A 12,633-nucleotide genomic window follows, 5' to 3' on the forward strand; every position below is an offset into this window, starting at 1 on the left:
ATTTACTGAGTCATAGTGCCGCCAGGTTGCCTATACTCCACCCAGGACAAAGAGAGGACGTTCATCATGAGTACACCACTGTTAATTGCCCGGACGCTGGATAACGAGCTGTTTTTGCTGCCTGCAATGGCGAACCGCCACGGCTTGATCACCGGCGCCACCGGGACGGGTAAAACCGTTACCCTGCAAAAGCTGGCAGAGTCCCTTTCAGACATTGGCGTTCCGGTCTTTATGGCCGATGTAAAAGGCGATTTAACCGGGGTAGCTCAGGAAGGTACGGCATCAGAAAAGCTCATCGAGCGGCTGAAAAATATTGGCATCACTGACTGGGAGCCACATAAAAACCCGGTCGTCGTGTGGGACATCTTCGGCGAGAAAGGCCATCCGGTACGGGCAACGGTATCCGACCTTGGCCCTTTGCTGCTGGCTCGCCTGCTTAATCTGAATGATGTGCAGTCTGGTGTACTGAATATCATCTTCCGTATCGCCGATGACCAGGGGCTGCTGCTGCTTGATTTCAAAGACCTGCGCGCCATTACCCAGTACATCGGCGACAACGCCAAATCGTTCCAGAACCAGTACGGTAATATCAGCAGCGCTTCCGTCGGTGCCATCCAGCGCGGGTTACTGACCCTAGAGCAACAGGGCGCTGAGCATTTCTTCGGCGAGCCAATGCTGGATATCAAAGACTGGATGCGCACCGACAGCAACGGCAAAGGCGTCATCAATATTCTCAGTGCAGAAAAGCTGTATCAGATGCCGAAACTCTATGCCGCCAGCCTGCTGTGGATGCTTTCAGAGCTTTACGAACAATTGCCCGAAGCGGGCGATCTCGACAAGCCAAAACTGGTGTTCTTCTTCGACGAGGCGCACCTGCTGTTTAACGATGCGCCGCAGGTGCTGCTGGACAAAATTGAGCAGGTCATCCGCCTGATCCGTTCTAAAGGCGTTGGCGTGTGGTTTGTTTCGCAAAACCCGTCCGATATCCCCGATAACGTGCTTGGACAACTTGGTAACCGCGTCCAGCACGCTCTGCGCGCCTTTACGCCGAAAGACCAGAAAGCGGTCAAAGCGGCTGCCCAGACCATGCGGGCCAATCCGGCATTTGATACTGAAGCTGCGATTCAGGCATTAGGTACCGGCGAAGCGTTAATCTCATTTCTGGATGCAAAAGGCAGCCCGTCGGTGGTGGAGCGCGCGATGGTCATCGCTCCTTGCTCACGCATGGGGCCAGTCACCGACGATGAGCGCAACGGCCTGATTAACAACTCGCCGGTTTACGGAAAGTATGAAGACGAAGTGGATCGTGAATCAGCGTTCGAGATGCTGCAAAAAGGAGTACAGGCGACCACGCAGGCGCAGAATGCCCCCACAGCCACCAGCAGCCAGCCTTCTGCCGTGGATGACGGTATTTTGGGTGGGCTGAAGGATATTCTGTTTGGCAGCACCGGGCCGCGTGGGGGTAAACGTGATGGCGTAGTCCAGACGATGGCAAAAAGCGCCGCGCGACAGGTCACCAACCAGATTGTACGCGGCATGTTAGGGAGCCTGTTAGGCGGTCGCCGCCGGTAAACGGGGAACCCACGGGCGGCCAAGTGCCGATCCCTGTACTCCCTGTTCATGTAGATAGCGGTCAATTTCCACCATCCCCGTCCAGCGGTTCTCACACCAGAGCGGTGCCAGAAGCGTTGGACGGCGGGCGCTGGCGGAAATGCGGTGATAGATAATTTCCGGCGGCGTGTGACGGATCATCTCCCCTGCCGTGACCGTATATTCCTCCAGCTCGATACCGTTTAACCGCCCCGCTTCCCAGGCTTTCGCCATGATGCTGCCCTTCACGATATGCAGCGGATGCAGCTTGATACCGTCCACGCCCGTCTCAACCACCTTTTCCAGCGTCTCAAGCCCGTGCTGCTGCCCTTCCCCTGGTAAACCGACAATCAGATGCGAGCAGACTTTCAGCCCGCGCTCGCGGGCAAGGCGCGTGGTTTTTTGATAGCAGGCGAAATCATGCCCGCGATTAATCCGGTGCAGCGTTTTATCATTTGCGGTTTGTAACCCCAGCTCCAGCCAGATTTCATAACCCTGATCTTTGTATTCGCAGAGCAAATCGAGCACGGCTTCCGGTACGCAGTCCGGACGCGTCCCCACACACAGCCCCACAATGCTGGCCTGGCTTACGGCCTGCTGATACATCGAGCGTAACACCTGCACTTCCGCCCAGGTGCTGGTGTAGGCCTGGAAATAAGCCAGATATTGCTTTGCGCGGTTCACCAGGTTTGCCTGATGTGAAAGCTGCTCGGCAATGGAGTGATGCTGCTGGGCTTCGTCGGCAAAGGAGGCCACGTTACAGAACGTGCAGCCACCACGCCCGATGGTGCCATCGCGATTCGGGCAGCTAAAACCCCCGTGCAGCGTCAGCTTATGAACCTTTTGCCCATAGCGTTGCAAAAGATCCCCACCAAACATATTGACTAATTTCTGTAACTGCATAATCTGATAGACCGTCCCGGAGAAAGGGGACAAGCCTGCCATTTTTAGCCTCTGTCGGCGATGACCTGGATCAATCGCCCTGGACGGCCTTTATCTATTTGAATAAATACTCAAGATTACTGCAATTTCATTCACGGATGACGTGATTACTTTTCCTTATGTTCTGACTGTTTTTTTCATTAATGCTATCAACACTGAAAAACAGTGGCTTTATGCGGGTTTAAAGCCAGTACCAGATTAAAATCCTGCCAAAAAACCGCTATTCAGCACGCTGCATTGATAATACCGCTTTCATATAGTGAGTCAGATCACACTCCGCGGTGACTTCTCAGGACGTTTAGCAGATGTAAAAATAGTTAAATACTATTTATATTCAATTAGTTAACACCTCTTTAGCACATTTTTGTATAAATAAGATTGCCATTTGACCTGTGTACCAATTCCCGATAAGTTGGAAATCCGCTGGAAGCTTTCTGGATGAGCGGCCTGCTCATCATATTTATGCAGTAATTGAGATTCCCTCTGAAGCAAGTCCTCAAACTTGTTTACCTGCGCGAAAGGATGAAAAGAGGGCGAATGCGAGGTACGCGTATGAAACGCAAACCCCGTCGCCATGCTCTTTCTGTGCCTGTGCGCCACGGTAAAGTTCAGTGGGAAGCCCGACGAGCCTGGGGAGGTTCACTGATATGTTGTACGATAAATCCCTTGAGAAGGATAACTGTGGTTTCGGCCTGATCGCCCACATAGAAGGCGAACCTAGCCACAAGGTAGTGCGTACTGCCATTCACGCACTGGCCCGGATGCAGCACCGTGGTGCAATCCTTGCCGATGGTAAAACCGGTGATGGTTGCGGCCTGCTGCTGCAAAAACCCGATCGTTTCTTCCGTATCGTTGCGGAAGAACGCGGCTGGCGTTTAGCCAAAAACTACGCTGTCGGGATGCTGTTCCTGAATCAGGATCCTGAAAAAGCGGCCGCCTCACGCCGCATCGTCGAAGAAGAACTTCAACGTGAAACCCTGTCAATTGTCGGCTGGCGCAATGTGCCAACCAACGAAGGGGTGCTCGGTGAAATCGCCCTCTCCTCGCTGCCTCGTATTGAACAGATTTTTGTTAACGCGCCTGCGGGCTGGCGTCCACGTGATATGGAACGCCGTCTGTTTATCGCCCGTCGCCGCATTGAAAAGCGTCTCCAGGAAGATAAAGAGTTTTACGTCTGTAGCCTCTCTAACCTGGTGAACATCTATAAAGGTCTGTGTATGCCGGCTGACCTGCCGCGCTTCTACCTGGACCTGGCGGACCTGCGTCTGGAATCGGCCATTTGCCTGTTCCACCAGCGCTTCTCCACCAACACCGTTCCACGCTGGCCGCTGGCTCAGCCGTTCCGCTATCTGGCGCACAACGGCGAGATCAACACCATTACCGGTAACCGCCAGTGGGCACGCGCCCGTACCTATAAGTTCCAGACCCCGCTGATCCCTGACCTGCACGATGCAGCGCCGTTCGTCAACGAAACCGGCTCTGACTCCAGCTCAATGGATAACATGCTGGAACTGCTGCTGGCAGGCGGTATGGATATCGTTCGCGCCATGCGTCTGCTCGTGCCACCCGCCTGGCAGAACAACCCGGATATGGATCCGGAGCTGCGCGCATTCTTTGACTTTAACTCCATGCACATGGAGCCGTGGGATGGCCCGGCGGGCATCGTCATGTCCGACGGTCGTTTTGCTGCCTGTAACCTGGACCGTAACGGTCTGCGTCCGGCGCGCTACGTCATCACCAAAGACAAACTCATCACCTGTGCTTCTGAAGTCGGTATCTGGGATTACCAGCCTGACGAAGTGGTCGAAAAAGGCCGCGTTGGCCCGGGTGAGCTGATGGTTATCGACACCCGCGGTGGGCGTATCCTGCACTCCGCTGAAACCGATCACGACCTGAAGAGCCGCCATCCGTACAAAGAGTGGATGGAGAAAAACGTGCGTCGCCTTGTGCCATTCGAAGACCTGTCTGATGAAGATGTCGGCAGTCGCGAAATGGACGACGATACGCTGGCAAGCTTCCAGAAACAGTTTAACTACAGCGCTGAAGAGCTGGATTCCGTTATCCGCGTGCTGGGGGAAAACGGCCAGGAAGCCGTTGGCTCCATGGGCGATGACACCCCGTTTGCCGTGCTCTCCAGCCAGCCACGTATCATTTACGATTACTTCCGTCAGCAGTTTGCGCAGGTAACCAACCCGCCAATCGATCCGCTGCGTGAAGCTCACGTAATGTCACTGGCCACCAGCATCGGCCGCGAGATGAACGTCTTCTGCGAAGCCGAAGGCCAGGCGCACCGTCTGACCTTTAAATCGCCGATCCTGCTGTACTCCGATTTCAAACAGCTCACCACCATGAAAGAGGAGCACTACCGCGCCGACACGCTCGATATCACGTTCGACGTGACCAAAGCGAGCCTCGAAGAGACGGTGAATGCGCTGTGTGACAAAGCCGAACAGATGGTGCGCAATGGTACCGTTCTGCTGGTATTGTCCGACCGTAATATCGCGAAAGACCGCCTGCCGGTACCTGCGCCAATGGCCGTGGGTGCTATCCAGACGCGTCTGGTCGACAAGAGCCTGCGCTGCGACGCCAACATTATTGTTGAAACCGCCAGCGCACGTGACCCGCACCACTTTGCCGTGCTGTTAGGCTTCGGTGCGACCGCAATCTATCCGTACCTGGCCTACGAAACGCTGGCGCGTCTGGTTGATACCCGTGCTATCGACAAAGAGTACCGTGCTGTGATGCTGAACTACCGTAACGGCATCAACAAAGGCCTGTACAAGATCATGTCCAAAATGGGCATCTCGACGATTGCCTCTTACCGCTGCTCGAAGCTGTTCGAAGCCGTTGGCCTTCACGATGACGTGGCGTCACTGTGCTTCCAGGGCGTGATCAGCCGTATCGGCGGGGCCGGTTTCACCGACTTCGAACAAGACCTGGTGAATCTGTCAAAACGCGCCTGGCTGGCACGTAAGCCGCTGGATCAGGGTGGCCTGCTGAAATACGTCCACGGTGGGGAATATCACGCCTACAACCCGGACGTGGTGCGCACCCTGCAACAGGCCGTACAGAGCGGCGAGTACAGCGATTATCAGCAGTACGCTGAGCTGGTTAACAACCGCCCTGCGGCGACGCTTCGCGACCTGCTGGCAGTGAATCCAGGTGATGAAGCCGTCAGCATCAACGAGGTTGAGCCTGCGACTGAGCTGTTCAAGCGCTTTGATACCGCAGCTATGTCTATCGGTGCTCTCAGCCCGGAAGCCCACGAAGCCCTGGCGGAAGCCATGAACAGCATCGGCGGGAACTCAAACTCCGGCGAAGGTGGTGAAGATCCTGCCCGTTACGGCACCAACAAAGTGTCCCGTATCAAGCAGGTGGCATCCGGTCGCTTTGGCGTTACGCCAGCGTACCTGGTCAACGCCGACGTCATTCAGATTAAAGTCGCTCAGGGTGCTAAACCGGGCGAAGGCGGTCAGTTACCGGGTGATAAAGTCACGCCGTACATCGCCAAACTGCGCTATTCCGTGCCGGGTGTGACGCTGATCTCCCCGCCACCGCACCACGATATTTACTCTATCGAGGACTTAGCACAGCTGATTTTCGACCTGAAACAGGTCAACCCGAAAGCGATGATCTCCGTGAAGCTGGTTTCCGAACCGGGCGTCGGCACCATTGCAACCGGTGTGGCAAAAGCCTATGCCGACCTGATTACCATTGCCGGTTACGACGGTGGTACAGGCGCAAGCCCACTCTCCTCCGTGAAATATGCGGGTTGCCCGTGGGAACTGGGTCTGGTGGAAACCCAACAGGCACTGGTGGCAAACGGCCTGCGTCACAAGATCCGTCTGCAAGTGGATGGCGGTCTGAAAACCGGTCTGGATATCATCAAAGCGGCGATTCTGGGCGCTGAAAGCTTCGGCTTCGGTACCGGTCCAATGGTCGCGCTGGGCTGTAAATATCTGCGTATTTGTCACCTGAACAACTGCGCAACCGGTGTTGCGACTCAGGACGAGAAGCTGCGTAAGAACCATTACCATGGTCTGCCGTTCAAAGTGACCAACTACTTTGACTTTATCGCCCGCGAAACCCGCGAGCTGATGGCGCAGCTGGGCGTGAAACGCCTGGTCGACCTGATTGGCCGTACCGACCTGCTGAAAGAGCTGGAAGGTTTCACTGCCAAACAGCAGAAACTGGAGCTGTCTAAGCTGCTGGAAACGGCCGAGCCGCATCCGGGTAAAGCGGTGTACTGCACCGAGAACAACCCGCCGTTCGATAACGGTGTGCTGAACGCGCAGCTGCTGCAACAGGCAAAAGCCTACGTGGATGACAAACAGAGCAAAACGTTCTGGTTCGATATCCGCAACACCGACCGTTCTGTTGGCGCATCACTCTCTGGTTACATCGCGCAAACGCATGGCGACCAGGGTCTGGCTGCCGATCCAATTACCGCTCACTTCAGCGGTACTGCGGGTCAGAGCTTCGGTGTGTGGAACGCAGGCGGCGTTGAGCTGTACCTGACCGGCGATGCTAACGACTATGTGGGTAAAGGCATGGCGGGTGGTCTGCTGGCGGTTCGTCCTCCGGTGGGTTCAGCCTTCCGCAGCTGCGATGCAAGCATCATCGGTAACACCTGTCTGTATGGGGCAACCGGTGGTCGTCTGTTCGCAGCAGGCCGTGCAGGTGAGCGTTTTGCCGTGCGTAACTCCGGTGCTATCACCGTCGTGGAAGGCATTGGCGATAACGGATGTGAATACATGACAGGCGGGATTGTTTGCGTACTGGGTAAAACCGGCGTGAACTTCGGCGCAGGCATGACGGGCGGTTTTGCTTACGTCCTGGATGAAGACGGTGAGTTCCGCAAACGCGTGAACCCGGAACTGGTGGAAGTGCTGGACGTTGATACGCTGGCCATCCACGAAGAACACCTGCGCGGTTTGATTACCGAACACGTGCAGCATACCGGTTCTTCGCGCGGCGAAGAGATTCTGGCGAACTGGCCGGCGTTCTCTGCGAAATTCGCGCTGGTTAAACCGAAGTCCAGCGATGTTAAAGCACTGTTGGGTCACCGTAGTCGTAGCGCAGCAGAGCTGCGTGTGCAGGCGCAGTAAGGAATTCAGATGAGCCAGAACGTATACCAGTTTATCGACTTGCAGCGTGTTGATCCGCCAAAGAAACCGCTGAAGATCCGTAAAATTGAATTTGTTGAAATCTATGAGCCATTTTCAGAAGGCCAGGCCAAAGCACAGGCAGACCGCTGCCTGTCCTGCGGTAACCCTTACTGTGAATGGAAATGTCCGGTACACAACTACATCCCGAACTGGCTGAAACTGGCCAACGAGGGGCGTATTTTTGAAGCCGCCGAGCTGTCTCACCAGACTAACACCCTGCCGGAAGTCTGCGGCCGCGTGTGTCCTCAGGACCGTCTGTGTGAAGGTTCCTGTACGCTGAACGACGAGTTTGGTGCAGTGACCATCGGTAACATCGAGCGCTATATCAACGATAAAGCGTTCGAGATGGGCTGGCGCCCGGATATGACCGGCGTGAAGCAAACCGACAAACGCGTGGCGATCATCGGTGCAGGTCCGGCGGGCCTCGCCTGTGCGGACGTCCTGACCCGTAACGGCGTGAAGGCGGTGGTCTTTGACCGTCACCCGGAAATCGGTGGTCTGCTGACCTTCGGTATCCCGGCCTTCAAGCTGGAAAAAGAGGTGATGACCCGCCGCCGTGAAATCTTCACCGGCATGGGTATCGAGTTCAAACTGAATGTGGAAGTGGGTCGCGATGTGCAACTCGACGATCTGCTGAAAGATTACGATGCCGTGTTCCTGGGCGTGGGCACTTATCAGTCCATGCGCGGTGGTCTGGAGAACGAAGAAGCGCCAGGCGTTTACGACGCGCTGCCGTTCCTGATTGCTAACACCAAGCAGATTATGGGTTACGGTGAAACTGCCGATGAGCCTTACGTCAGCATGGAAGGCAAACGCGTGGTCGTACTGGGCGGTGGTGATACCGCGATGGACTGCGTGCGTACCTCCATTCGTCAGAATGCGACTCACGTTATCTGTGCTTATCGCCGTGACGAAGAGAACATGCCTGGCTCCAAACGCGAAGTGAAAAACGCGCGTGAAGAGGGCGTGGAGTTCCAGTTCAACATCCAGCCTCTGGGTGTTGAAGTGAATGCCAACGGTAAAGTGAGCGGCGTGAAAATGGCGCGCACTGAAATGGGCGCACCGGATGCAAAAGGCCGTCGTCGCGCTGAAATCGTGGCAGGCTCAGAGCATGTGATCCCGGCAGACGCGGTAGTGATGGCGTTTGGTTTCCGTCCTCACAGCATGGAGTGGCTGGCGAAGCACAGCGTGGAGCTGGATTCTCAGGGCCGCGTGATTGCACCGGAAGGCAGCGATAACGCATTCCAGACCAGCAACCCGAAAATCTTCGCCGGTGGTGATATCGTGCGCGGCTCTGACCTGGTGGTCACCGCGATTGCCGAAGGTCGTAAAGCGGCAGACGGTATTCTGAACTACCTGGAAGTGTAAGACATAAGCCGGATGGCAACACCATCCGGCTTTTTTTATGCCGCCAACAGGCTGGCGCGAACTTTTACCACCACCTTTTTAATTTCTCCTGCTGTGCCCACCACACATCCCGGTTTATGCGGCTCTCCGGGCATAAACACCACAAACATTCCCGGTTTTAGTACCAGTGATTGTTCCTCTTCAATGTGGCAGCAAAGCTGATAATCTTCAGCGACATGCTTTTCCTCGCACTCCCGCGCAGAGCCCTCCGTGCCAAACAGAATGCGTTCTTCTCCGGCTAACAGAAGCTGGATATCAATATATTGCTCGTGCAGCTCTGCCTTCTTTTGTTCCGGCCGTTGCGTGGCAAATTGCATGACGTTCATAAAGACGTCATCCCCCTGAAGTGCATAGTGTCCGGGTGCTTTCTCCTGCGGACGTGCGCTAAGCGCCAGCGTTAACGCATTGACCCAGGCAGAAGGCAGGCCTGATGAAGTGAGTGACGACAATGTTCCCAGAATCATGACGCGTATCCTTATGCTAATAACGCCGCGCCCAATAGCCCGGCATCATGACGATAATGTGCGGCCCGGAGCGCGACCTGATAAATCTCCGGCTCTTGCGACAGATATTCCGCAACCTGCGGTAAATACCCGTCGGCCAGACCGACGCTGCCCCCGATGACAACATTCCGGCAATCGGTGACAGCTTTAACATCAGCAATGAGCCGTGCCAGCGTTTGTGCAGAGCGTGCAACCAGACTTCGCGCCTGGGGAACGCCCTGCGCGGCCTGCACGAATATCGCTTTTGCGTCCAGCCCCGCAAGTTCCGCCTGCGCCTGAGCCGCAATCCCGCGCCCTGACGCAATAGCCTCGACGCAGCCTCTGCGCCCGCAACCGCAAAGCGGCCCGCCGGGGTCGGCCAGCGTGTGCCCAAGATGCCCCGCCAGCCCACCGCTGCCGGTCTGCAATTTCCCATTGAGAACCACACCGCCGCCCACGCCGGTTGAAACCGTCAGGAACACCATATCGTCACCGGCAGGTAAGGCGCAGAACTCAGCCCAGGCGGCGGCCTGCGCGTCGTTGATTGCCATCACCGGGAGATCAGTGATCCCCGAGAGAAACCCAACCAGCGGAAACTGCACCAGCCCGCCCAGATTTGCCGGGTTGATGGACGTCAGTACACCATTGTGGATGATCCCGGTCGAAGCCACCGCCACCCGCTCTGCCGATATGAGTAAGGGTGCGATTAGCACCTGGAGTGCCTCCTGCAACGCCTGCGGTGTCTGGCTGGCAGGTGTCGGGGACTCCCGACGTGCGGTAATGGTTTGCCCATCCACCAGTGCCGCGGCGAGCTTGGTGCCGCCGATATCAATGGCCAGTGTCGACATTTCGCACCTCGCGCATGGCGTCATTAAACCACTGGCAGATGTGTTCAAGACGGGTGATTGCCGAGCCAACCGTCACCGCCCATGCCCCGTGCTGCATCGCCTGCGCCGCAAGCTCCGGTGAGTTATAGCGCCCTTCGGCAATCACCCGGCAACCCGCATCGCTTAGCGCGCGAACCAGCGCAAGATCGGGGTCTTTTGGCGTGTCCGGCGTCAGGTAGCCCGAGAGTGTCGAGCCAATCAATTCAGCGCCAAGTTGCTGGCAATAACGTCCATCCTCCAGCGATGCGCAGTCTGCCATCGCCAGCCGTTCGTGGTGGTGGATCCTCTCCACGATGGCTTCACGTGTGGCGGGGCGCAGGCGGTCGGTGCCGTCAAAAGCAATGATGTCAGCACCCGCCTGCGCCAGGGCATCCACATCCTCAAGAAAGGGCGTGATGCGCACCGGAGAATCAGGCAGGTCGCGTTTAACAATGCCAATCACCGGGATCGAGAGCAGCGGACGCGCAGCACGCAGATTCGCAATGCCCTCAATTCGCACAGCCACAGCGCTGGCATGTTCTGCCGCAAGCGCCATTGCCGCGACGATGTCCGGCCTGTCCAGCGGGCTTTCCGGGACGGGCTGGCAGGAGACAATTAATCCGCCGGTTGCGGCTATCTTCTGATTAAGCGTTTCAATCAATGACATCACGTTATCCCTTGTGTTTAATCAGGCTGCTTTTATCCGCCCCGAAAGGCACTGCACCGCTTAACGGTTTACCATCAATGGCATCGTGGGTACGCAGAGCTTCCGGTCTTACCCAGCGCTGAACGCGAGAAGGCATATCCAGACCGATGAGCAAGATAACCACAAACGTCAGGCCGAAGGAGAGCGAACCCAGCGCCGTACCCAGTTCCATATTCTGCGCCAGCAAGGCACCAATCACCGGCGCGATCGCCCCGCCCAGCGCCCCCACGTTGTAGGTAAAGCCCAGCCCGGCGGCACGTTGGTCGGTATCAAAATAGCCGCCGATGAGTTTAGGTAAGATCCCTGAAATACCCTGCCCCAGCATCTGCTGGAAAAAGAGTAGCAAGCCCAGAACCCAGACATTTGCGCCACCGATCGCAAATACCGGGATAATCAGCAGCTGTGAGGCCAGCAGGCTACAGACGTAGGCCTTGCGCGTGCCCAGCCAGTCACCGAGGAAGCCGCCCACGCAGCACCCCACCGCCGCACCGAATCCACTAAAGAACAACACGCGCGCCACTGTCGACGGGTCATACGCCAGCTCGGTTTTCAGGTAAGTGGGCAACAACGCCTGAATCGGCCAGGAATAGAGAAAAGCGAACAGAACAACGACCATCAGCGTGACGCCAGTAGGCCAGCGCTTACCGCTGCTCTGCACCATAAAGCTGATAAACACCGTGGCACACAGCAGGCCGAGAATGACCACCAGACCCGCATTATTGAGCTCTCCGGCAAAACAGAACCACAGCGCTGTACCGGCAAACAGGGTCATCAGGATGTTGATCACGCGGTATTTGCCGCGATACAGGATATCGACCATCGTACGTACCGGCGCTTTGTCCTGGTACTTTGCTTTCCAGTCTTCGGCTTCCGGAATATTTTTCCGCAGCCACAAAGCAAACACGATGGGCAAGATGCCAATAAAGAACAGCGCCCGCCAGCCCCAAACAGGTACCACGAGGCTATAGACCTGGGCCGCAATCACCGCGCCAACAGAAAAGCCGGAGATAAGAAAGCCGCTCGCCTTATTACGCAGATGCTTCGGCCAGCTTTCAATGACATAGGTGGCGCTGGAACCGTATTCGCCCGCCATTCCCATACCAATCACCATACGGGCGATAAACATGGTGACGTAACCTGGTGCGAAACCACACGCCAGCGTGCCGCAAGAGAAGAGAACGATACTGGTGATCATCGCCAGTTTACGCCCGTAGCGATCGCCCATGGCACCCAGCAGTAACCCGCCGAACCAGCGTGAAATAAAGGCCGCCGAAATCAGGCTGGCCGCTTCCACCGTGGTTAATCCAAATTCACTTTTTACTTCTGTCAGAACTAAGGCAATTAACACAAAATCGAAGCCATCAAGCAGATATCCCAGCCAGGCGGCAGAGAATGCGCGCCACTGGGGGCGACTAAGATGGCGGTACCACGGGATGCTTTGGGTAGACATACTCATAACACTCTCCCGATAA

General features: G+C 56.3%; 8 protein-coding genes. 3 read left to right on the plus strand and 5 right to left on the minus strand.

The window, feature by feature from the left end:
- Positions 1-66: 66 nt before the first annotated feature.
- Positions 67-1,572, plus strand: coding sequence for a helicase HerA-like C-terminal domain-containing protein (locus M987_RS03050; RefSeq protein WP_014071968.1), 1,506 nt, complete (start codon positions 67-69; stop codon positions 1,570-1,572).
- On the opposite strand, the gene mnmL is transcribed toward M987_RS03050, so the two are convergent.
- Complete coding sequence (gene mnmL / locus M987_RS03055; protein WP_128738943.1) at positions 1,552-2,493, minus strand: tRNA modification radical SAM protein MnmL/YtqA; 942 nt, start codon at positions 2,491-2,493, stop codon at positions 1,552-1,554. The genes M987_RS03050 and mnmL overlap by 21 nt on opposite strands.
- A 686-nt stretch (positions 2,494-3,179) precedes the next feature.
- Between mnmL and gltB the strand changes: the two genes are divergently transcribed.
- Positions 3,180-7,640, plus strand: coding sequence for a glutamate synthase large subunit (gltB, locus tag M987_RS03060; RefSeq protein WP_041162137.1), 4,461 nt, complete (start codon positions 3,180-3,182; stop codon positions 7,638-7,640).
- Between the two features lie 9 nt (positions 7,641-7,649).
- Complete coding sequence (locus M987_RS03065) at positions 7,650-9,068, plus strand: glutamate synthase small subunit (RefSeq protein ID WP_014071970.1); 1,419 nt, start codon at positions 7,650-7,652, stop codon at positions 9,066-9,068.
- Between the two features lie 35 nt (positions 9,069-9,103).
- On the opposite strand, the gene nanQ is transcribed toward M987_RS03065, so the two are convergent.
- Genes nanQ through M987_RS03085 form a run of 4 tightly spaced genes read right to left on the minus strand, consistent with a single transcriptional unit; the run spans position 9,104 to position 12,617 of the window.
- A complete protein-coding gene (nanQ, locus tag M987_RS03070; protein ID WP_014071971.1) occupies positions 9,104-9,571 on the minus strand; it encodes an N-acetylneuraminate anomerase in 468 nt (155 codons plus the stop codon).
- A gap of 11 nt (positions 9,572-9,582) precedes the next feature.
- Positions 9,583-10,437, minus strand: coding sequence for an N-acetylmannosamine kinase (gene nanK / locus M987_RS03075; protein ID WP_014071972.1), 855 nt, complete (start codon positions 10,435-10,437; stop codon positions 9,583-9,585).
- Entirely contained in the window at positions 10,418-11,122 is a 705-nt protein-coding gene (locus M987_RS03080; RefSeq protein ID WP_014071973.1) for an N-acetylmannosamine-6-phosphate 2-epimerase, read from the minus strand. The genes nanK and M987_RS03080 overlap by 20 nt, the downstream gene beginning before the upstream one ends.
- Before the next feature lie 4 nt (positions 11,123-11,126).
- Positions 11,127-12,617 carry an MFS transporter gene (locus M987_RS03085; RefSeq protein ID WP_014071974.1) on the minus strand — a complete coding sequence of 497 codons (1,491 nt, stop codon included), beginning with the start codon at positions 12,615-12,617 and terminating at the stop codon, positions 11,127-11,129.
- Positions 12,618-12,633 lie beyond the last annotated feature (16 nt).

Origin of the sequence: Enterobacter soli ATCC BAA-2102, assembly GCF_001654845.1 — a bacterium.
GTDB lineage: Bacteria > Pseudomonadota > Gammaproteobacteria > Enterobacterales > Enterobacteriaceae > Enterobacter > Enterobacter soli.